Source organism: Acidovorax sp. KKS102, assembly GCF_000302535.1.
In the GTDB taxonomy this organism is placed as follows: domain Bacteria; phylum Pseudomonadota; class Gammaproteobacteria; order Burkholderiales; family Burkholderiaceae_C; genus Acidovorax.
In genome coordinates, this window is the sequence record NC_018708.1 from 4,486,160 (window position 1) to 4,505,014 (window position 18,855).

Here is an 18,855-nt window from a genome sequence, read left to right on the forward strand (position 1 = left end):
CTATCGGCCACAAGCTGCCATGCACACGCGGCTCTTGACGGCAGTACCGTCAACACTGGCAATGGCGTAATCTCTCAGCATCCACTGCAAAGCTATGGCAAAGCGACCCGTCACCCACCGCATGATAGAGGCGTTCAGAGCAGCGATGCTGCATGGCGGCATCAGCGCGGGCGCCGATGCGTTGGGGATTCCCCAACCTTCGATGAGCCGACTCATCGCTGACTTGCAAAAGGTCGTCGGCTTTCCACTCTTCCAGAAGAGCGGGCGAAGCGTCAAGCCTACCGACGAAGCCATTGTTCTTATGACGAAGGTCCAGCAGTCGTTCGTCGGCCTCGAAGAAATCACTAGCTTCTCGACACAGCTGCAAAAGCAAATGACTGGGAGGCTATCGATCTGTACCATCCCTTCGATTGGACACTCGGTGATGCCGGAGATCATCGAGCACCTGCGCGCCAAGTTCCCGGATGTCGTCGTAAGTCTCACGGTGTCTTCGTACCTCGAGGTGGCGCGCAACGTCCGGAACAGGCAGGCGGACATTGGTCTCACGGCGGACAAGCTGTCCATCGGCAACCTCGAGACCGTCGCGGAGTTCACGTCCGATTGTGTCTGCATCGGCACGAGCAAGTGGCTTACTGCTTCCGCGAAGCAAGTCGATGTCAAGGAGTTCGCAGGAAAGCCATTCGTGGCGTTAACCGGCACATTCCAACGGCAATTGGATGCGCTGCTGTCGGCCAACGGCGTGACGGTCGACGCAATGATCGAAGTGTCGCTCTTCCAGACAGTCAGTGAGTTGGTCCTGCGTGGAATGGGCGTGTCGGTCGTAGACCCGCTGACCGGTGCCAAGCACCGCCAGCGTGGAGGCATCACGTTGCCGCTTCGGCCTGCATGCACCTACACCGTATACGCGACCGCGATGAGTGACACGCGGTTGGGAGCGCCTGCGCGGGAGCTGCTCCAGCTGCTCAAGTCGGCCACCGACGCGGCTCGAACACATACCACGCGCGAATAGGTTGTTGCTTCAGGCGGCATGGATGCAGGTCACCGATTTGCCTAGGATCCAGTACACCATCAATCAACCGTAGAGGTCGCCTTGAAGTACCGAATTCCCAGCTTTGCTGCAGCGCTCATGATCGGCGTCCTCGCCCCCCTGCAGGCTGCCCGTGCGGAGTATCCCGAAAAACCCGTCCGACTGATCGTCCCTGCGGCGCCAGGCGGCGCAGCGGACAACCACGCACGCGCACTGGCCATCGAGCTCCACAAGCGGCTGGGGCAGCCGTTCGTCATTGAAAACAAGCCCGGTGCATCCGGCGCGATTGGTATGGACGTGGTTGCAAAGGCAGCGCCTGATGGCTACACCATCGGCAGCAACAACCTCGCCACGTTCATCGTGGGTACGCTCACTGCGAAGCAGCTGCCGTATCGCATCGAGAGCGACTTCACGCCAATTGCCTCGCTGTTTACGCAGCCGAATCTCGTTGGCGTTACGCCGAGCCTACCGGTGAAGACGCTCGTTGAACTGATCGCATATGCGAAGGCGAACCCGAACATGATCTCCTTCGGCTCGACGGGTCAAGGTACGTCTCTTCACGTCCTGACAGAAATGCTGCGTATGAACTCAGGCATCGAGATGGTCCATGCGCCATACAAGAGCGCGCCGGCAGCCGAAGGCGATCTTGCCGCTGGCCATATCCAGCTGATGATCAGCAATTTCACTTCGATGGAGCCACAGGTCAAGGCGGGCCGTATTCGTGCGTTGGCCATCACAAGCTCAACGCGCTCGCCGCGGTTGCCCGACGTACCGACCGTCGCTCAGGCGGGAGCGCCTTACCTCGAGATGGTGACCTGGGCGGGGATCGTCGGTCCGAAGGGCATGCCTCCCGCGATCGTGAAGAGGCTAAATACGACCATCAATGAGATCCTGTCGGATCCCAACTTCAAGAAGCAGTACGAGGCCATGGGCTCCGAAACCGACATCAAGACGCCCGAGCAGTTCGCGGCGATGATCAAGTCGGATCTCGCAAAGTGGGGTGAAGTCATCCGCAAGGGCCGGATCACGGCCGACTAATTTCCCCTAGACCGTACAGAACGTATCCGGTTTTCACCCGGCAATCGGGACAACAGCCCGGATTCGGATGTTTGTTGCAGCCGCAAGCGGTGCGGCACGAATTCATTCACGCACCCTTCATGCGAACGGTGCATTCATAACCTTGCATGAAAGAAACATACCCCATGGGAAAAATTGCAATTGTCGGCGCTGGAAACGTTGGCCAAGCCATCGCTGGCCACATGACTCTGCTCGGCCACGATGTCCGACTGTACTCACGGTGGGAACGCGATTTCGAAGCGATCAACTCGACCGGCGGCATCGAGCTATCAGGCGATGTGGAAGGCCGTGCGGCGAAACCTCTGCTAACCACTGATATCGAGAGGGCGGTCAAGGGCGCAGACACCGTCATCGTCGCAGCACCAGCGTTCGCCCATGCATACTTGTCGCAGCAGCTTGCTGCATTGCTGGAGCCGGAGCAATTGGTGGTTTTCCAGCCCAGTGTGCTGGGGAGTTCGCTGGAACTCGCGAGGCATTTTGCGTCGGCTCGGCGTCCTCCCTGCCTGATCGCGGAAACGCCAACCAGCCTCTATACCTGCCGCCTGCGCGGTCCTGCCAAGGTCTACATCGGAGCCATCAAGCAAGCCGTGCAACTGGCAACCATACCGCACATGGCCTGTGACAAGGCACTCAACCGACTCAGCCAGTACTTCGGCAATCGCTACGTGGCCGGCACCGACACGCTTTCGGTAGGCCTTGGAAACTGCAACGCGATCTATCACGTTCCCCCCGCAGTATTGAACATCAAAACGGTGGAGGACTCGGACAAGCTCCCTCAGCACACGCTGGTCACTCCCAGAATTGCAGAAGTCATCAACGCCCTGGATGAAGAGCGCCTGTCTCTAGCGGCAGCTCTTGACGTAAAGACACACAGCTTCTGGCAGTTTCTCGAAGCCGCCTACGGCGTCACCGACGGCACTTATGTGGAGCGGATTGTCCAGGGCTACGGACGCCAGGCGTTCCCCGAACCCGACTCGTTGACCCACCGTTACTTCACGGAGGACATCCCCTTCGGTCTGGTCACCTGGAGTTCGTTGGCCAAACAAATAGGACTGCCGCTTCCGCTTACGGATGCTTTCATCAGGATTAGCGGGATCCTCTGCGATACCGACTTCGAAGCCACGGGTCGCACGGCACGCGTGCTGGGCCTGGAAGAAAACGACCCGGTGTCCATCAAAGCTGCATTTCTCAACGGTGTGCCACGTTGACCTTCGTAACTGGCATCAGCGAGTCTGCGTGACCACGGGAGAAATATGCTTGAGCTTTCGAAGATCGAGGATGCCGCGAGGCGCCTGAAGGGGAAAATTGCCCGAACCCCTTGCGTGGAGTCCCAACTACTCTCGACCTGGCAGGTTGTCGCATCCACCTGAAGTTCAAGAACCTCCAGTACACCGCTTCGTTTAAGGAGCGGGGGGCTTGCAACAAGCTGCTCCTGCTGACAGAGGAAGAACGCGCTCGTGGCGTCATTGCCACGAGCGCCGGCAACCATGCGCAAGGCGTCGCCTATCACGCGCAGCGCATGGGCATTCACGCGGAGATCGTCATGCCGCGCTTCACTCCCATGGTGAAGGTGGATCGCACGCGCGCTTGGTGCCGAAGTGGTTCTCTATGGCGCGCTATTGGAAGAGGCGCGCTCACACGCTGTTGAGCTGGCGAGAGGGTGTGCAGAATTTTGTGTAAACGGACAATCCACCGCCAGCGCAAGCCGGCCTGTCCGTATGTACCATGAGCACCAAGAAACACGACGTACCCGAAGAACTGCTGTGCGGCCTGCTGGCCAACTACAAGAAGCCTGAAGACCTCATCGGCGAGAACGGACTGCTCAAGCAGTTGACCAAGCTGCTGGTCGAGCGAGCTTTGGACGCTGAGCTGACTGAGCACCTGGGCCATGAACGCAATGAGGCGGTGGCCAACCCCGCTGGCAACACCCGCAACGGCAAGAGCAAGAAGACCCTCAAGGGCGAGTTCGGCGAATTGCCCATCGAAGTGCCACGCGACCGCCATGGCAGCTTCGAGCCTCAGCTCATCCCCAAGCACCAGACCCGCTGGGCCGGCTTCGACGACAAAATCATCTCGCTGTACGCCCGTGGCATGACGGTGCGCGAGATACAGGCCCATCTCGAAGAGATGTATGGCACCGAGGTCTCACCCAGCTTGATTTCCTCGGTGACCGATGCCGTGGCCGATGAGGTCAAGGCCTGGCAGGCCAGACCGCTGGAGCCGATTTACCCCATCGTCTATCTGGACTGAATCCACGTGAAGGTGCGCGAGGGCGCGGTGCGGGTCAAGGCGGTGTACCTGGCCATCGGCATCACCATGACGGGCGAGAAGGAGGTGCTGGGTCTGTGGCTGGCGCAGACCGAGGGTGCCAAGTTCTGGCTGCAGGTGGTCACCGAGTTGCGCAACCGGGGCGTGCAGGACATCTTCATTGCCTGTGTCGATGGGCTCAAGGGCTTCCCTGACGCCATTGAGGCCGTCTTTCCCAAGGCGGTGCAGAAGATGTTGCCCAGTTCAAGCAAACTCATGGAGTTCTTTGAGTCTGCGTATGCTAGGTTGAAACGTCCAGATTCGCGTTGCAACATCTGCTTCCCAATCGCTGCACCGTCGTCTACAGCACTGTGACCAGAACCCACTTTTCCCCATGCTCCACCTCCACCACTGCGTCAGCGCCCGCTCCTTCCGCCCCCTGTGGATGCTCGAAGAGCTGCAACTGCCCTACCAGCTCCACATGCTGCCCTTCCCGCCGCGTGCCAAGGCGCGGTGGTTTCTGGAGGAGAACCCGCTGGGCACGGTGCCGCTGCTGGTGCAGGGCGCCGCACCGAACGAGGTGCGCATGACCGAATCGGCGGCGATGTGCCAGTACCTCGCGGCGACACACCCCGACGCGGGGCTGGATGTGGCACCTACGCACCCGGCGTATGGCGCGTACCTGAACTGGCTGCACATGAGCGATGCCACGCTGACCTTTCCGCAGACGCTGGTGCTGCGCTATGGGCGTTTTGAACCAACAGAGCGCAAGCAGCCGCAGGTGGTGGTGGACTACAGCCGCTGGTTTCTGGCGCGGCTGCGCGCCGTAGAGACGGCGCTGATCCACGGTACCAGCGACTACCTGTGTGCAGGCCGCTTCACGGCGGCGGATGTGGCGGTGGGTTATGCGCTGCTGCTGGCGCAGCACCTGGGGCTGAGTGCGCAATTTGGCCCGGCCACGCAGGCCTATTGGCAGCGGCTGCAGCAGCGGCCCGGTTACCAGCGGGCGATGGCAGCACAGGTGCGTGCCGCTGAAGAGCAAGGTGTGCCGACCACGCCCGCACCCGATACGCAGCCCTGAGAACCTGTTCAAAGTCTTTTTGCGATCGCGCGGGGGGCCACAAACAGGCTCTGCGGTCAGCAGCCCAGCAGCTCTGGCAACTGCGCCATGCTGCGAAACACGTGCTGCGCGCCCGCAGCCCGCAGCGCGGCACCGTCGTCCAGCGGGGCGTAGGCAAACACGGTGGCCCCGGCCGCCACGCCTGCGGTCACACCCGTGACCGTGTCTTCGACCACCGCACAGCGCGTGGGCGCGGCCTGCAGCGCTGCGGCGGCGGCCAGGTACACGTCGGGGGCGGGCTTGGTGGCGGGCATCTCGTGGCCGCTGAAAATGCGGCCCGCAAAGTACGGTGCCAGGCCCACCTTGGCCAGCTGCATCTCAACCTTGAAGCGGTCGGCCCCCGAAGCACAGGCAATGCGCCCGCCGTGGTGGGCGTGCACGCGCTCGACGGCGCCATGGATGTGCTCGATGGCGGTGAGCTGCGCCTCCAGTGCGGCGTTGCGGCGCGCGTAGAAGGCCGACATCCATTCGTCGGTCAGCGGGCGGCCGGTGTGGTGCTCAATGCGCGCGGCCTCGCTGCGCACCATCTTGCCGATGAAGAGGCGCATGCACTCTTCGGGCGTCAGCACCCACCCGGCCTCGGCCAGCATGTCGCGCAGCACGCCGTTGGTGATGGGCTCGCTGTCTACCAGCACACCGTCGCAGTCAAACAGGATTGCTTCAAATTTCATAGCTATCGGGGCACGTTGTACTAGCGCCTGGGGTGGTTTTGGCTTGAATTTCAGCCATGCAGGTCTCCATCGACATAGAACCAGCGCCCGCCCTCGCGCACAAAACGGCTGGTCTCGTGCAGGCGCACGGCACGCCCGGCGACACGGTAGCGGGCCACAAACTCGACCACGGCGTGGTCGGCATCGGTGGTGGCGTATCGGCGCACGTCCAGCCCGAGCCATTTGGCGCCCACATCAAAGTCAAGCGTGGCCGGGCGGGTGCTGGCGTGCCAGGTGGCCTGCAGGTAGTCGGCCCGCTCACACACAAAGGCGGTGTAGCGCGACCGCATGAGGCTTTCGGCATCAGGGGCTGCCAAGGCATCCAACCCAGGCGCGACCAGGTAGCGGCCGCAACAGCTGGCAAAGGGCAAAGGGGTAGCGCTTTTGCCCTTGTTGCCACCCGAGCCCGCAGGCGCCAGGCGCCCGCAAGGGCAGGGGTCGTTAGGCTGCGGCAAAGACATCGTGACGCCCCTCAGCGCAAGGCACCAAACACTTTGCGGGCGATGGCGCTGCCGGCGGCGGCCGGGTCCTGGCGGATCTTGCGCTCTTCTTCGCCGATCATGAGGTACAGGCCGTCCAGCGTCTTGCCGGTGACGTATTGCGCCAGGTTGGCGTCTTCGGCTTTCAGCAGGCCAAAACTCGCGGCCTTGCCGGCGAAGGCGTTGTACTTCTGCGTGAGGCCGACCTTCTCGGTGGCCTGATTCACCACAGGCAGAAAACGCTGGCCCAGGGGCGTGCGCGTCTTCTCGGCAAAGAAGGCGGTCACCGAGTTGTCGCCACCGGTGAGGATGTTCTTGGCGTCGGTCACCGTCATGTTTTGCACCGCGCCCACCAGCAGGTCCTTGCCCATGGGCACCGCCGCTTCGGCGGCGCGGTTGATGGACACCACCAGCTCGTCAATGCGCTTGCCCTGGCCCAGGGACTTCATGACCTTGGCGGCGTCGTCCAGGTAGCCCGGCAGGCCGATACGCACCTTGGGGTTGCCCAGAAAACCGTCATTGCGGCCCAGCAGCGACACCGCTGCCTGCGCGCCCTGGGTCAGCGCGGCCTTGAGTCCGCTGGCGGCATCGGCATTGGTCAGATTGCCCAGCGACAGGGCCCAGGCATGTTGCGCGGTGGCGCACAGCAGAGCCCCGGCGAGGCTGGCCTGGGTGAATTGGCGGCGTTGCATAGATCGGTTCTTTCAGAAGGAGCAAGGGCGGCCCCCGATGGGAAGCCAGGGGAGCGCGCAAAGACGGCGAGTGCGGGATTTTCGCTCACCGAATCGAAGGGGCGCGGCAGGCCGTAGACTGCCAGCACCCAAGCATCCAACAAGGAACCTTGCAATGTGGGAAATGAGCGTGCCGTGGTGGGAATTTGTCGTGCGCGGCGTGGTGGTGTATCTGTTCTTGCTGGTGTTCATGCGCCTGTCGGGCAAGCGGCAGACGGGCCAGTACGAGCCGTTTGACCTGATCCTGCTGCTGATCCTGTCGAACGCGGTGCAAAACTCGATGAACGCGGGCGACAACTCGCTGGTGGGCGGGCTCATCTCCGCCAGCACGCTGATGCTGTGCCACGTGGCCCTGGCCCGGCTGGCGTTTCACTTTCCGCGCATCGGGCGCTGGGTGGACGGCCAGGCGCAGGTGCTGATCAACAAAGGCCAGCTGAACCAGGCCCTGATGCGCAAGGAGCTGCTGACCCGCGACGACGTGGAGGCCGCGCTGCGTGCCGGCGGCTGCCTGCACGAGCACGAGGTAGAACGCGCCACCATCGAGACCAACGGCCAGATCACCGTGGTGCTGCGCCGCCGTGGCGACGAAAGCTGACCCGTCGCGCCCAGCGCCTGCAAACGCCCCTACACACAATCCGATATGACTGCACTGAATGTTCTGGGCACCATGCTGATGCCCTGCTCCTACGACCCGCTGACCGGCTTTTACCGCGACGGCTGCTGCAACACCGACGAGCACGACCACGGCACCCACGTGATCTGCGCACGCATGACGCAGGCGTTTCTGGACTTCTCGCTGTCGCGGGGCAACGACCTCATCACCCCCCGGCCAGAGTACCGGTTTGCAGGCCTCAAGCCCAACAACCGCTGGTGCCTGTGCGCCCTGCGCTGGAAGGAGGCCTACGAGGCGGGTGTGGCGCCGCCGGTGATCCTGGAGTGCACCCATGCGCGAGCCCTGGAGTTCGTGACGCTGGCGCAGTTGCAGAGCGCGGCGCTGTCCAGCCGCTGACCCAGCAGCCACGGGCCGTGGCGCACCCAGGACCGAGTGTGACGCTGCTGCCACCCTACTTCTGTCGGGTTGCCGGTGGTTGGCCGCACGGCGAAAGATCAGGACTTTGTGTTCCTCCCTTTCGCTGCACATGCGGCCACATCCGACACCATGACCATCACCCTTTCTGCCCCGCTGCGGCGCGCGCGTGCCGCTGCCAACCTGCCCCGTTCCTCCACCCCGCTGCGCCTGTGCGCGGTCAGCGCAGCCGTGGCCGCTGCCGCCCTGCTGAGCGGCTGCGAAACCACCAACATGCGCATGGGCAGCGCCGATGCCAAGACCGTGGCCACCGGCAGCGCTGCGGGCGGTGCGTCCACCGGCGCCAGCGACTCGCTGGAGCGCTGCGAAAGCCCGCTGGGCACCGTCTCGCTGATCGAAAATCAGCAGGCCGGCTGGTACACCATCCTGCGCGACCAGTACCGCCTGCCGCCCACGGCCAACCTGCTGCGCCTGCTGGTGCAGCAGTCCAACTGCTTTGTGGTGGTGGAGCGGGGCGCAGCCGGCATGAACGCGATGACGCGCGAGCGCGCGCTGATGCAGTCGGGCGAAATGCGGCAGGGCAGCCAGTTCGGCCAGGGTCAGATGGTCGCCTCGGACTATGGCCTGTCGCCCGAAATCGTGTTCCAGAACAACAACGCGGGCGGTGCCTCCGCATCGCTGGGCGGCCTGGTCGGTGGCCGCGCAGGCGGCTTGCTGGCAGCCATTGGCGGCAGCATGAACACCAAGGAGGCCAGCGCGCTGCTCACGCTCATCGACAACCGCTCGGGCGTGCAGGTGGCAGCCTCGGAAGGCAGCGCCGCCAAGACCGACTTTGGCGCCATGGGGCAGCTCCTGGGCGGCTCGGGCGGCGCGCGCATGGGCGGCTACTCCAACACGGCCGAAGGCAAGGTGATTGCGGCCGCCTTCATGGATGCTTTCAACCAGATGGTGCAGTCCCTGCGCAACTACCGCGCCCAAACGGTGAAGGGCCAGGGCCTGGGTGGCGGCGGGCGGCTGAATGTGGACGGCGCCGCACCGCCCTCGCAGACATCGGCCGCACGTGCTGCCGCGCAAAGCAATGGAGCCACCGCCGGGCTTTCGCTGCGCGACGCGCAGGCTCGCCTGAATGAGCTGGGCTACAACGCGGGCACGCCCGATGGCGCCATGGGCGGCAAGACCGCATCCGCACTGCGCGCGTTCCAGAAAGGCCGGGGCATCACGCAGTCAGGCAGACTGGATGCGGCCACGATGGTGGAGCTGTCAAAGTAGTCGACCGGTTCAGCATTGAAAAAAGGCCGCCATGGCAATCCATGGGGGCCTCTCTTTTCCACACGCGGCGGAGACATCGAACGCGACGGGCGATAGGGCAGCCCCCTTGCCAGGAAGCGCCCAAGCACCCTCAGTTCTGCGTGTAGCAGGCCTTGTTGGCAATGATGAGGTCTGCGTAAGCCTCTGCACTGGCTGCCGTGGGAAACACCGTGGGGGTACTGTCTCCGAACACGCACAGATAGGCACCCTTGCGAGTCCACACAGAGCGCGACGTGATGCCCGACGGCGTCACCCAGGTGCTCCAGAAAGCTGTGGCGCTTGCCGTGCTTCCGCTGCGGTCGAAGTTGAACACGCCCAGATCGGTGAGCGGCCCCGCGATCGTGCCCTGGCCCGAGCAGTCGGCCGTCGCATAGGTCATGACGCCTTGTGCGGCCGTTGCCCGGGTATCGCTTTGTCGGGCAATGCGCCAAAGCACGCGCCCCCACACACCAGGCCGCACCACGGAACACTGGCCCTGCTTCCAGTCACCCTCCGGCAGCCCCAGCGCCGCCGTCGCGCAGCTCACGTCCACCGAACTCACGTTGGCCGACCCTACCGTGCCCGTTCCGTTGCGCACCGTGCAGCTCTGGCCCGAAGGCTGCGTGCGCACCGTGATGGCGTAGGCCGTGCCACCCGCCAGTGCCGTGCCGAACGTGAAGCCGCCGTTGCTGGCAACCGACAGGTCGTCGCGCCCGTTGTTCTGCAGCACCACGGTGCCGCCCGCCAGGCCGCTCGCCGAGCCGCCCACGGTATAGGTGGCCGCCGCCAGGTTCTCGCAGCGCACCTGCACGGTGCTCACATTGGCGGTGGCCGTGCCAGTGCCTTCCGTCACGGTGCAGCGCTGACCGCTGGGCTGGGTCTTGACGGTGACGGCATAGGCAATGCCGTTGTCCAGGCGCGTGGCGAACACGAAGTTGCCATTGGCGTTCACCGTCAGGTCGTCCTTGCCGGCGTTCTGCAACGTCACTGTCTTGCCAGCGCCCAGACCACTGACCGCGCCGCCGATGCTGAATACACCCGCGCTGGGCGGCGGCGCGCCGTTGTTGTCATCACCGCCGCCGCAGCCCGCCAGCAAGGCGGCAGCCAGGCCCAGGGGGGCCCAGCGGAAGATAGGACTTGCGGGGTGCCAGGTGCGCCCGGCACCCGTTGCGCTGGCTTGTCGTGTCATGAACAGAAACCTCGTGATGGTGAATGGAGCGCGGATTCTGTGCAGCACCCCCTCCCATGCGAAACCCTACGCTGGTAGGGTTTGCGCGCTGTCCATCCTGCTGAACACTTGGCAGAATTTGCCCGCAGGCATACCTTTCGGTATGGGCCGCCCGCCGGGCTGCCTCCCCGCCCCCCCGCATGTCTCCTTCCTCTCCTTACGCGCTCATCCTCGACGACCATCCGCTGGTGGCACACGGCATGGCCGAATTTCTGCGTGCCCGCATGCCGCAGATGGACGTGGTGGTGGCCTCCGGCGCGGACGACCTGCTTCGCTGGGTGGGCACGCGGGGCACACCAGCCATCGTGCTGGTTGATTTCTGGCTGGCCGAGGGCTCGGCGCTGGGCCTGATCGCGCAGGTGCGCGCGCACTGCCCGGGCACCCCCATTGCGGTGATCAGCGGCGACGATGACCCTGCGGTGATGGCGCAGGCCCGGCAGGCGGGCGCCCAGGGCTTCATCCACAAGCAGGCCGCACCCGACACCTTTGGCCTGGCGGTGGAAGCCTTGCTGGGCGGCCTGGTGTGGTTTGAGCCCGGCCAGATCGGCAGCCAGCCGCCGCGCAGCCGCGACCTGCCGGTGACACCGGCAGAGTTGGGCCTGTCCGCACGCCAGGGACAGATCCTTGCGCTGGTGCTGCAAGGCCTGCCCAACAAGCGCATTGCGTCGCAGCTCGACATTGCAGAGAGCACCGTGAAGGAGCACGTGACGGGCATCCTGGAGCGGCTGCGCGTGCGCACACGGGTGGAGGCCATCACCCTGCTGCGTGGGCGGCGGCTGGAGCTGTCCTGATGCGCCTTTTGCGGCCCTGGGTGCTGGCCACTGCGCTGGGCCTGTTCGGAGCTCTGTCCGCAAGCGCGCAGACACCGTCCCAGGACCTGGCCGAGCTGGACCGCCTGCAGACCCTGTCGCAGCGCAACAGCGCGGAGACCGTGCAGGCACTGCAGGCGGCAGCCCCACGCTTTGCCCGCGCGGCGCATGTCGATACCCGGCGCACCTACTACGCCGCGCTGGCAGACGCGGCCTTCGAGACCGGGCAGGCCCCCGTGGTGACGGAGGCCATCGCGCAACTGAAGGCGCTGGCATCCACGTCGAACGACATGTCCTCGCAGGTGCTGGCCGCTGCCTTTGAGGCCCGGCAACTGGCCGTGGCGGGCAAGACACGTGCGGGGCTGGCGACGCTGGCGCAAGTCGCGGCCGGGGCCGAGACCGTAGGCGACCCCTGGGTGCGCTGGCTGTACCACCTGACGCTGGGCGCGCTGCACAGCGGCAACGGGCAGTTTGAAGAGGCACTGGCCCAGCTGCTGCGCAGCCTGGAGCTGTCGCGCACGCTGCCTCGCCAGGCGGCCACGGCAGAGCTGCGGTCGCGCACGCATCTGGAGCTGCTGCATTTCGACATGAAGAACCCGGAGCGGGCGCTGCAAACCATCCGCGAGGCGCTGCCCCTGGCCGAGAAGCTGGATGCCCGGCAAGCGCTGGGCTGGCTGCACCTGCACCGGGGTAACGTCGAAAACGTGCAGGGCGACCTCGACACGGCCATAGCGGCATACCGCCAAGCGCTGCAGATTGCGCGCGCAGGAGGGCTGGCCGGGCTCCAGGCCACGGCGCTGAACAACCTGGGCGACGTCCTGCTGCAGCGCAAGGCGTATGCGGAGGCGGAGCCTGTGATGCGCGAGGCGCTGGCCGCCTACCGCGACGCACACGAATTGAATGGTGCCGCACTGGCCCAGGCCAACCTGGGCTTTGCGCTCATGGGGCAGGGCCGCATTGCGGCCGGTGTGCACGAGGTGGAGGCGGGCATCCGGTTTGTGCACGAAGCGGGCTCCCTGCCCATCGAAGAACAGCTGCTGGGCGAGCTGTCGCGCATGTATGAACAAGCGGGCCTGTACCGCGAAGCCATGGCCACCACCCGCAAGCAGCAGGCGCTGGCCAAGGAGCTGTTCCATACCGAGCGCGACCAGGCCGTGGCGACCTTGCAGGAGCGCTTTGACAGCGCTGAGCGCCAGCGCCAGATCGATCAGCTGGCGCAGGCCAACCGGGTGCAGGATGCCGAGCTGCGCGTGCGCCGCATGCAGCAGATAGGACTGGCGGCGGCTGTGGCCCTGGCACTGCTCGCGGCGGGCGCCAGCTTCTGGCTGTACCGCCGCACGCGCACGGCCAACGAGGCCCTGGCCGCCGCCCGGGGACAGGCAGAAAGCGCCCTGACTGAGAAAAACATGTTCCTCGCCACCGCCAGCCATGACCTGCGCCAGCCCGTGCACGCCATGTCCCTCATGGTGGAGACGATCAGCCTGCGCAATACCGACCCGGTCCTGCGTCCGCTGGTGGCCGATCTGCGCGCCAGCATGCAGGCCATGAGCCAGCTGTTCAATGCGCTGCTGGACCTGTCGCGCCTGGAGTCGGGGCAGCCACTGGGCCACAAAACCGCCGTGGACCTCGGCGCGCTGCTGGCGGATGTGGTGCGCCTGTTTCGCGAGCAGGCCAGCCTGGGCGGCCTGACCCTGCGGCTGCGGCTGCCGCGCCGTGGCGCCACCGTCTGGGCCGAGCCGGTGCTGCTGCGCCAGGCGCTGGCGAACCTGGTGCAGAACGCCATCCGGTACACGCCGCAGGGCAAGGTGCTGGTGAGTGCCCGCGCACGCGGTGGCGGCTGGCTGGTGGAGGTGCGGGCATTGGCATCGCCCCCGCAGATCAGGCCCGGGTGTTCAGCCCCTACTACAGGGGATCGCGGGCCGACCAGATGGACGACGCGGGGCACGGCCTGGGTTTGGCCGTGGTGGCGCGCTGTGCCGAGCAGTTGGGGGCGGCCTACGGTGTGCACTCGCTGGCGGGGCGGGGTTCGCGTTTCTGGCTGCGGCTGCCAGCCCATGTGGCCACCGATGCAGGCGCGCCCACCACCTCTGCCGCAGCGCACCACCAGGCCGTGGCGAGCCGCCCGCTGCAGGGCCAATGCCTGGTGCTGGACGATGACCCCCAGGTGCTCAAGGCCTGGCGCGCCATGCTCGAAGCCTGGGGCGTGGCGGCAGCCTATGCCTCCACCGGGGCCGAAGCCCATGCCCGGCTCGACGAAGGGCTGGTGCCAGATGCCATCTTCTGCGACCAGCGGCTGCGCTCGGGCGAGAGCGGCTTTGACATCCTGCGCACGCTGCTGGCACGCTGCCCTGCCGCCCGCGGCGCGATGGTCAGCGGCGAGTTCGACGCGCCCGCCTTGCGGGACGCCGAGGACGAGGGCTACCTGGTGCTGCGCAAGCCGGTGAACCCTGCAGAGCTGCATGCGGTGTTGGTGCAGTGGCTGGCCCATGGCAAAAGCCAGCGGGAACAGCACCCCGTGCCTTTCCAATAGGCGCCTCCACGGCACCGGCCGTCTGCCAGCGGTGCACCGCCCGTCTGCCTGCTGCACGCAGCCATCCCCTGCCCCCCCTACCATCCGCAGCCATCGACCGGCGACACCGACACGCTGGCAAGTCATATGAGGAGGGAGCCACACCATGACCACCACCGGGACCACCCCGCCGCCCGGCCAGCCCCGCTGGCTATACCAGGCGCAGGATGCGCAAGGCCGCCCTACCGAGGGCTTCGTGCATGCCCAGACGGCCGAAGAAGCCATGCAGGCCATTGCCGCGTTGCAGCAACCGCCACTGACCCAGGTGCAGTTGCACACCTCCGGGCTGTATGCCCGTGCGATGACCGAGATGGCTGACGACGCACTGGGCACACTGGACGTGAAGGCACTGCGCCAGCTGGCGCGCGATCAGATCGAAGCCCAGGAGAACCCTGGCCTGTGGACCACGCTGCGGCAGCTGCTGCGCAACAACCGCATCTGGCTGCTGGTGTGCGCGGCCCTGGTGGCTCTGGCCGTGTGGCGCCAGTGGAGCCCGTGGGTGCAGGGGATATTGGTACTGGCCATGCTGGCGCCGCTGGGGGTGTTTGCCTACATGCACCAGTTTCAGCGCATGTACCAGCAGATGCTGCACGCTCATGCCACGGGCGACCTGCCCCGCCTGGACGTGCTGGCCCAGCGGCTCGCCCGTGCAGCCGAACGGCATGCGTTCTTGCGGCAGCCCGCCTGGGACGCCGCCGTGCGCATGGCCTGGTTCGAGGCGCGCGCCGAAGGGGTGGACGCCGCCATCCTGCGCTTGCGTGTCCACCCCATGCGTCCGGCGGACGACAACGAATTCTTGGCCCGCATCTACACCCTGCCCCTGGCCACGGGCGACCATGCGGGCTTCACCGCCCGCCTGCGCGACCTGATGGCGCAGCGGCCGGGAGAGCCCACTTTGCAGCTGGACCTGGCCCTGGGCGAGGCCCGCGCGGGCCACACCGACGAAGCGCAGCGCCTCGTGGACACCCTGCAGCCCGCCATGCTGCCCCCCCACGGGCAAGCATTCATCGACTGGGTGCGGGGCATGATTGCGCTACGCGACCCGGCCCTGGCAAGCGAGGCTGCCAGCCACCTGGGCAAGGCGTGTGAGCAATTTCTGGGGCTGGTGCGCAAGGCCCCGGGCGCCTGGCCCTCACTGGCCGTGTGCACCTGCGACTACGCGCTGGCCTTGGCCTGGAGCGGGCGCGCGGAAATGGGGCGCACCGTGTTTGCCAGCGTGCAGCCGGTGGCCCGGCACCATGCCGAGCCCGAGCGGCTGGCGCTGCTGGAGCGTGAGTTGCGCCTCAGGGGCTGAGCGTTGTGGACCGCGCCCGAAAGGCCTCCTGCACACCGCAGGCCGGGCACCGTGGCGCGCAGGCTCAGAGGCTGAGAGTTTTTGAGCCAAGCCCGAAAGGCGCGCCAAAACGCCTCGGATCGAGGCGCAAAGCACAGCCATAGCTCGGGCTGTGGCGAGCATTTGCAACGAAGAGCCGGGGCGTTTTGGCGTGCAAGGCGGACATGGTTCAAAGACTCTCAGCCTCTCAGGCCAGCGCGCGCTGGATGATGATCTTCTGTACGTCGCTCGTGCCTTCGTAGATCTGGCACACGCGCACGTCGCGGTAGATGCGCTCCACAGGGAAGTCGTTGACCACGCCATAGCCACCCAGCGTCTGGATGGCGGCGCTGCACACACGCTCGGCCATCTCGCTCGCAAACAGCTTGGCCATGGCGGCTTCCTTCAGGCAGGGCTTGCCTGCATCGCGCAGCGCGGCGGCGTGCCAGATGAGCTGGCGCGCAGCCTCGATCTGCGTGGCGCAGTCGGCCAGGCGAAAGCCCACGGCCTGGTGGTTGAAGATGGCGGTGCCGAAGCTCTCGCGCTCTTTGGAATATGCCAGCGCCGCGTCGAACGCGCTGCGCGCCATACCCACGCTTTGGGCGGCGATGCCGATGCGGCCGCCTTCGAGTGCGCCCAGGGCGATCTTGTAGCCCTCGCCCTCGGCGCCGATCAGGTTCTCGGCCGGGATGCGGCAGTTGTCAAAGTTGATCTGCGCCGTGTCGCTGCTGTGCTGGCCCAGTTTGTCTTCCAGCCGAGCGACCACATAGCCGGGGTTGCTGGTAGGCACCAGAAAGGCACTCATGCCCTTCTTGCCCGCGCCCTTGTCGGTCACGGCGATCACGATGGCCACATGGCCGTTCTTGCCGCTGGTGATGAACTGCTTGACGCCGTTGATCACGTATTCATCGCCTTGCTTCACCGCCGTGGTGCGCAGCGCTGAGGCGTCGGAGCCCACATGCGGCTCGGTCAGGCAGAACGCGCCCAGCATCTCGCCACGCGCCAGCGGCGTGAGCCAGTCGCGCTTTTGCTGCGCGTTGCCATAGCGCATGAGGATGGCGTTGACCGGACAGTTGGTCACGCTGATGGCTGTGCTGGTGCCGCCGTCACCGGCCGCGATTTCTTCCAGCACCAGGGCCAACGTCACGTAGTCCAAGTTGGCGCCGCCAAACTCTTCGGGCACGCAGATGCCGTAGGCACCCAGCGCGGCGAGGCCCTGGTGGGCCTCCTTGGGGAAGTGGTGTTCCTTGTCCCAGCGCGCGGCGTGCGGCCACAGCTCGGTCTGTGCAAAGTCGCGCACTGCGTCGCGGATCATTTCCTGGTCTTGGGTCAGCAGCATGGGAGTGTCTCCAGAGTCGTTGTTCAGAAATATATAAATCTCACCAATGGGCAGCGCGGCGGCCATCGTGGTGCAGCAGGCGGCCCTTGTCGGCAGCGGTCACGCTGGCCAGCGTGCTGCGCAGGCCGCGCACACTGTCTTCCACCGTCAGCGGCGCACCGCCGCCGCCCATGTCGGTCTGCACCCAGCCGGGGTCGATGGTGACCAGCGTGGCGCCGGGGTAGTCGTGCTGCGCGGCGGCCACGGCCATGTTCAGCGCGGCCTTGCTGGTGCGGTACAGCCACGAGCCGCTGTTGGGCACGCTGCCGATCTGCGACATGGAGGACGACAGAAACGCAAACACGCCGCACGCGTCCGCCACCAGGGGCGCCACCTGCGGAATGGCCTGCATGGCGCCCAGCACGTTGGTGTGCATGACGGCATCAAAGTCTTGCTGCGTGGGCGGGGTGAGCGCGTTGGGGCGGCGGATGACACCGGCCACATACAGCGCCAGGTCCAGCTTTTCACCGTCGAGCTGCCAGGCCAGGCCGCTCACGCTGGCGGGGTTGGCTACATCCACGGTGAGCGCCTCGGCGCCCAGCGCCAGCACGCGTTCGCGGCCGGCGTCGTCGCGCACGGTGGCGATCACGCGGCGCCCGGCGTCGGTGTACTGGCGCACCAGCTCCAGGCCGATGCCCCGGGACGCGCCGATCACGAGTATGGAGTTCATTTTCAATCCCAATGTGCCGCAAGCGCTAGTACATCATGCGCCAACAGCTATCAATTCAGGAGTAATCAAGGCAACACCGCACGCTCAGGCAGACAGGTAGCCGGCGTACTCGAAATAACCCGACCAAGCAGGGTCGTACGCCACCTTCAGCTCCAGCGATGCCGCCTCGTCGCGCAGCAGCAAGGGAGCCAGCGCCTGCTTGGCCAACTGTTCGTCGCTCACGTAGTACAGCGCCTGCCGGCGCCCTGCGCGCATCAGCGTCAGCACCAGAATGCCCAGTTGCGGCACCTGCAGCACGGTAGCGGCCTGGTCCTGCAGGTCTTGCACGGCGGTCAGGGTGTCGCTGTCGGGCACGGCCAGGTCCACGGTCAGGGCGTAGGCCAGGTCGGCGCGCATGGCCACCGCGTTGGCACTGGTGTTGACCATGACCACGCCGGTCTCGGGCGCGTCTTCGCTATCGATGTCGTCGGGTGGCAGCTCGTTGCCGTCCTCGTCGATGGGGCAGTCAAACTGCAGCTCCAGCCCGTCCCACTCGGACTCGCCCGTGGGGAAGTGGCCGGTGTGGCCCAGGGTCTCCGTCCAGTAGCGGTCGAACACCGGGGGCAGCTGGCTCAGCGGCACCCAGGGGGTGTGGGCATCGTCCGGCGCGCCCACAAAGTCCACCGCGCCCACCTTCACGGCAAAGTCATATTCGCCCAGCACGTGGTCGAGCATGATGAACGCCATGTTGCGCGCGTGGTCCTGGTAGTCGCTGGGAATCTCGCGGCCAAAGCGGATCTCCAGCGCCGCCTGCCCGCCGTCCTGTTCCAGCGCCACCAGCACTTCGGCGGTGGACAGCTCGAAGCCTTCCATGCCGATGGGAAAGTCCGGCTGCGTGGTGCGCTCGCGGAACGCACGCACGCGGTAGTGCGGCAGCGCGGGTGCGGTCGCCACCACCTGCGCCACCAGCGGAAACCGCTCGATGCTGCCGTGGGCCGTGACGATGAGGTCCACCACCGCATCGGCATCGTCACCGGACATCTCCAGCGCCAGGCCTTCCAGGTGCTGATCGATCAGCGCATTGGCCGCCCCCACGCGCTCGCGCAGCGGCAGGGCCTGGAGCGATGCCTGGGCATCAGAAAACGCGCGCCAGAAGGCGCCGATGGCGGGAGAGGGAGTGGTCATCGCGGTCCTTGTACAAAGTC

Annotated in this window: 17 protein-coding genes and 3 pseudogenes; 13 read left to right on the forward strand and 7 right to left on the reverse strand. The window is 65.8% G+C overall.

What is annotated here, in order from left to right; all coding sequences use genetic code 11:
• The first annotated feature begins 94 nt into the window (after positions 1 to 94).
• The 6 genes and pseudogenes from C380_RS20515 to C380_RS20535 all read left to right on the forward strand — a co-directional run bounded on the left by C380_RS20515 (position 95) and on the right by C380_RS20535 (position 5,432).
• Complete coding sequence (locus C380_RS20515) at positions 95 to 1,009, forward strand: LysR family transcriptional regulator (protein ID WP_015015765.1); 915 nt, start codon at positions 95 to 97, stop codon at positions 1,007 to 1,009.
• An 81-nt stretch (positions 1,010 to 1,090) separates the two neighbouring features.
• Positions 1,091 to 2,065, forward strand: coding sequence for a tripartite tricarboxylate transporter substrate binding protein (locus tag C380_RS20520; RefSeq protein ID WP_043565690.1), 975 nt, complete (start codon positions 1,091 to 1,093; stop codon positions 2,063 to 2,065).
• A 146-nt stretch (positions 2,066 to 2,211) separates the two neighbouring features.
• The gene (locus C380_RS20525) at positions 2,212 to 3,312 is read left to right on the forward strand and encodes an NAD/NADP-dependent octopine/nopaline dehydrogenase family protein (RefSeq protein ID WP_083871635.1); all 1,101 of its coding nucleotides are present in this window, start codon (positions 2,212 to 2,214) and stop codon (positions 3,310 to 3,312) included.
• 45 nt (positions 3,313 to 3,357) lie between these two features.
• Positions 3,358 to 3,759: pseudogene (locus C380_RS24720) on the forward strand (pyridoxal-phosphate dependent enzyme); the annotation flags it as partial.
• 70 nt (positions 3,760 to 3,829) lie between these two features.
• Positions 3,830 to 4,591 (forward strand): annotated as a pseudogene (locus C380_RS20530) (IS256 family transposase); the annotation flags it as partial.
• A 154-nt stretch (positions 4,592 to 4,745) separates the two neighbouring features.
• Positions 4,746 to 5,432 carry a glutathione S-transferase family protein gene (locus tag C380_RS20535; protein ID WP_015015768.1) on the forward strand — a complete coding sequence of 229 codons (687 nt, stop codon included), beginning with the start codon at positions 4,746 to 4,748 and terminating at the stop codon, positions 5,430 to 5,432.
• 56 nt (positions 5,433 to 5,488) lie between these two features.
• On the opposite strand, the gene C380_RS20540 is transcribed toward C380_RS20535, so the two are convergent.
• The 3 genes from C380_RS20540 to C380_RS20550 are packed head-to-tail and all read right to left on the reverse strand — an operon-like array spanning position 5,489 to position 7,352.
• Entirely contained in the window at positions 5,489 to 6,142 is a 654-nt protein-coding gene (locus C380_RS20540; RefSeq protein WP_015015769.1) for an HAD family phosphatase, read from the reverse strand.
• A gap of 50 nt (positions 6,143 to 6,192) precedes the next feature.
• Positions 6,193 to 6,642: a YchJ family protein gene (locus C380_RS20545; protein ID WP_015015770.1), complete on the reverse strand. Its 450-nt coding sequence runs from the start codon at positions 6,640 to 6,642 to the stop codon at positions 6,193 to 6,195.
• A gap of 11 nt (positions 6,643 to 6,653) precedes the next feature.
• On the reverse strand, positions 6,654 to 7,352 hold the full coding sequence (locus C380_RS20550; protein ID WP_015015771.1) for a DUF4197 domain-containing protein: 699 nt from the start codon (positions 7,350 to 7,352) through the stop codon (positions 6,654 to 6,656).
• A 154-nt stretch (positions 7,353 to 7,506) separates the two neighbouring features.
• Between C380_RS20550 and C380_RS20555 the strand changes: the two genes are divergently transcribed.
• The 3 genes from C380_RS20555 (at position 7,507) to C380_RS20565 (ending at position 9,687) form a co-directional block, all read left to right on the forward strand.
• Entirely contained in the window at positions 7,507 to 7,986 is a 480-nt protein-coding gene (locus C380_RS20555; RefSeq protein WP_015015772.1) for a DUF421 domain-containing protein, read from the forward strand.
• A 45-nt stretch (positions 7,987 to 8,031) separates the two neighbouring features.
• On the forward strand, positions 8,032 to 8,400 hold the full coding sequence (locus C380_RS20560; RefSeq protein WP_015015773.1) for a DUF2237 family protein: 369 nt from the start codon (positions 8,032 to 8,034) through the stop codon (positions 8,398 to 8,400).
• Between the two features lie 150 nt (positions 8,401 to 8,550).
• Complete coding sequence (locus C380_RS20565; protein WP_083871689.1) at positions 8,551 to 9,687, forward strand: peptidoglycan-binding domain-containing protein; 1,137 nt, start codon at positions 8,551 to 8,553, stop codon at positions 9,685 to 9,687.
• A 130-nt stretch (positions 9,688 to 9,817) separates the two neighbouring features.
• On the opposite strand, the gene C380_RS20570 is transcribed toward C380_RS20565, so the two are convergent.
• Positions 9,818 to 10,894: a hypothetical protein gene (locus tag C380_RS20570; protein WP_015015775.1), complete on the reverse strand. Its 1,077-nt coding sequence runs from the start codon at positions 10,892 to 10,894 to the stop codon at positions 9,818 to 9,820.
• Positions 10,895 to 11,073: 179 nt separating this feature from the next.
• Between C380_RS20570 and C380_RS20575 the strand changes: the two genes are divergently transcribed.
• The 4 genes and pseudogenes from C380_RS20575 to C380_RS20585 all read left to right on the forward strand — a co-directional run bounded on the left by C380_RS20575 (position 11,074) and on the right by C380_RS20585 (position 15,605).
• Positions 11,074 to 11,724, forward strand: coding sequence for a response regulator transcription factor (locus tag C380_RS20575; RefSeq protein ID WP_043565694.1), 651 nt, complete (start codon positions 11,074 to 11,076; stop codon positions 11,722 to 11,724).
• A gap of 605 nt (positions 11,725 to 12,329) precedes the next feature.
• Positions 12,330 to 13,325 (forward strand): annotated as a pseudogene (locus C380_RS25935) (tetratricopeptide repeat protein); the annotation flags it as partial.
• A gap of 305 nt (positions 13,326 to 13,630) precedes the next feature.
• Entirely contained in the window at positions 13,631 to 14,272 is a 642-nt protein-coding gene (locus tag C380_RS25940) for a response regulator (protein WP_369750505.1), read from the forward strand.
• A gap of 145 nt (positions 14,273 to 14,417) precedes the next feature.
• On the forward strand, positions 14,418 to 15,605 hold the full coding sequence (locus C380_RS20585) for a hypothetical protein (protein WP_015015778.1): 1,188 nt from the start codon (positions 14,418 to 14,420) through the stop codon (positions 15,603 to 15,605).
• Positions 15,606 to 15,831: 226 nt separating this feature from the next.
• Here C380_RS20585 and C380_RS20590 read toward each other — a convergent pair whose 3' ends face one another.
• From C380_RS20590 to C380_RS20600, 3 genes are all read right to left on the reverse strand, one after another.
• A complete protein-coding gene (locus tag C380_RS20590; RefSeq protein WP_015015779.1) occupies positions 15,832 to 16,962 on the reverse strand; it encodes an acyl-CoA dehydrogenase family protein in 1,131 nt (376 codons plus the stop codon).
• A gap of 40 nt (positions 16,963 to 17,002) precedes the next feature.
• Positions 17,003 to 17,671, reverse strand: a complete 669-nt coding sequence (locus tag C380_RS20595) for an SDR family oxidoreductase (RefSeq protein ID WP_015015780.1) — start codon at positions 17,669 to 17,671, stop codon at positions 17,003 to 17,005.
• Positions 17,672 to 17,755: 84 nt separating this feature from the next.
• Positions 17,756 to 18,835, reverse strand: a complete 1,080-nt coding sequence (locus tag C380_RS20600) for a DUF695 domain-containing protein (protein WP_015015781.1) — start codon at positions 18,833 to 18,835, stop codon at positions 17,756 to 17,758.
• Between the last annotated feature and the right edge of the window lie 20 nt (positions 18,836 to 18,855).